At 34.0% G+C, this 2,293-nt stretch carries 3 protein-coding genes; all 3 read left to right on the forward strand.

Translation table 11 applies throughout. From position 1 onward, the window contains the following. The first annotated feature begins 171 nt into the window (after window positions 1-171). Window positions 172-1,278 (forward strand): D-alanyl-D-alanine carboxypeptidase family protein, encoded by a 1,107-nt coding sequence (locus WOCAOBSORBRA_RS05880; protein ID WP_010082605.1) that lies wholly within the window; start codon window positions 172-174, stop codon window positions 1,276-1,278. Window positions 1,279-1,377: 99 nt separating this feature from the next. Further along, complete coding sequence (locus WOCAOBSORBRA_RS05885) at window positions 1,378-1,692, forward strand: DMT family transporter (RefSeq protein WP_010082606.1); 315 nt, start codon at window positions 1,378-1,380, stop codon at window positions 1,690-1,692. A gap of 16 nt (window positions 1,693-1,708) precedes the next feature. Further along, window positions 1,709-2,053 carry a DMT family transporter gene (locus WOCAOBSORBRA_RS05890; protein WP_006279756.1) on the forward strand — a complete coding sequence of 115 codons (345 nt, stop codon included), beginning with the start codon at window positions 1,709-1,711 and terminating at the stop codon, window positions 2,051-2,053. Window positions 2,054-2,293 lie beyond the last annotated feature (240 nt).

Consider the following 2,293-nt stretch of genomic DNA (forward strand, 5'->3'; position numbering starts at 1 on the left):
CGTGAGTTTTTTTGTCATTTAATCTGTACAGAGAAGATAAATAAATAGCTTCAGTTTCATGATAAGGGGGCTGGCGAGGTTTGTCAAGGAATTTTTATGCAAGAGATCTATTGAAATGCCCCTGTAAAATTATACTATTAATTAGTGCACTATAAATTTAAAATTATAGATATGTTAAGCAGATTGGTAATTTTGCTATTAGTTTTTATACTTCCTTTTTCTTCATACTCATACCAGTTTAGAACCAAAGCAAAGCAAGCAGTAGTCTTAGATTTAGCTTCAGACTCATTCATTTTTGACCATAATTCTGATGAAAAAATGGCCCCATCTTCAATGAGCAAGCTAATGACTTTATATATAGCCTTCGATTATCTAAAAGCTGGAATAATACACATGGAGGATAAATTTCGAGTAAGTAGAAAAGCGTGGGAAAGGAGAGGCTCTTCTATGTTTTTGAAAGAAGGTCAATCCGTTACGGTGAGGGAATTACTTGAAGGAATTACAATAGTCTCAGGCAATGATGCCTGCATAACACTAGCCGAGGGCATTGCAGGATCAGAAGAGAATTTTGTGGCTGAAATGAATGAAGTTGCACAAAATTTGAATCTGAATGACAGTCATTTTGTCAACTCAAGCGGGTGGCCAGATGAAGATCATTTTATGAACGCAAAAGACTTGGTAATGCTGGCAAAAAGGATTTTCACCGATTTTCCTGAATATTATGATTTATTTTCCGAACAATATTTGACATATAATGAAATTGTACAAAAGAATAAAAATCTTCTACTTTTTCACGATATTGGGGTTGATGGCTTAAAAACCGGTTATACAAATGCTGGTGGTTACGGCATTGTAGCATCTGCAAAACGAAATGATAGGAGAATTTTTGCTGTCGTAAATGGTTTAAACACTGAGAAAGAGCGAATAGAAGAAGCAAAAAGATTGATACAATACTCCTTAAATCATTTTAACACTAAGAAAATATTCGTTAAAGACAGCGTAGTTGAGGAAGTAAATGTTCTCTATGGAAAAGATAGAAAAGTGCCTATTACAGTTGCAAACGATGTTACCATAACTTACAACCGCAAATTGCATGACCAAATTAAGGTGCGTATTGAATATAAAGATATGATACCTGCACCCATTAAAAAAGGTCAAGAAGTGGGCAAAGTTTTTGTAGAAATACCAGGTATTGAGCAACAAACTACACCACTTTATGCAGCAAATGACGTGCAGGAATTGAATTTCGTAGAAAAGTTTTTTAGGATGTTGTTTTAAGTTTGATATTAAAGCAATTCCGAAAGAGAGATCTATTGCACTTTAGTGTAGTTTTAACTAACAATTTCTGTTACAATACAAGATTGAAGTGTTACGAAAATGTGCTGGTTATATTTGTTGCTGTCTAGTATCCTAGAGATACTGTGGGCTGTAACACTAAAGTTTAGTAACAGTTTTACTAAAGTTGTGCCTTCGATTGCAACATTGGTAATTATGATCATTAGCATTTATTTTTTATCTCTTGCAGCATGCTTTCTACCTATTAGAGTATGCTATGCAGTTTCCTCTGGAATATGCACAATTGGAATAACTATAATTGGTGCAACCACTTTCACAGAGAATATTAATTTATCTCAAGTTTTATGTATCGTTTTAATTGTAATAGGAAGCATAGGGCTAAAGCTCTCTATTTAAACCTAAAAATTTATGCATGAATTGGATATATTTACTCTTATCGTCACTAATTGAAGTGTTCTGGGTCATAACACTTAAGCATAGTTATGGATTTACTCATCTCGTACCATCAATAATTAGCATACTCTCCATGGCTCTTAGTACATATTTACTTTCGCTCGCTACACGTTCTATACCTATCGGAGTATGCTATGCAATTTGGACTGGAGTGGGCGCTATAGGAGCTTCGATACTTGGAGTTTACCTATTTGATGAACCAGTTAATTTATTCGAAGTAATATGCTTTATTTTAGTTACATTCGGGATTATAGGATTAAAATTGTTTGATACTGCAAAACAAACTGTTGATAAAATGGAATAAAAGATCCCACTGGGATGAAAGAAGCAGATACTCCATATTGTCATGCAAATTGGAATCCAGACTTTTTTCTATATAGCATGGTGAAGACGGGAAACCGTAACCGTTCACACAATGGCGTCAACTTAAGGAAAAATGTCAGAGATTGTGTATAAAATTTCTCTCCAAATTTTTTATCATTAAATTATCCAAAGAGTGCAAGGGACAGCACTTTTGTTTCTGTTTTATTTCAACAAAGAAGTC

Source organism: Wolbachia endosymbiont of Cardiocondyla obscurior (genome assembly GCF_902713635.1).
GTDB classification, from domain to species: domain Bacteria; phylum Pseudomonadota; class Alphaproteobacteria; order Rickettsiales; family Anaplasmataceae; genus Wolbachia; species Wolbachia pipientis.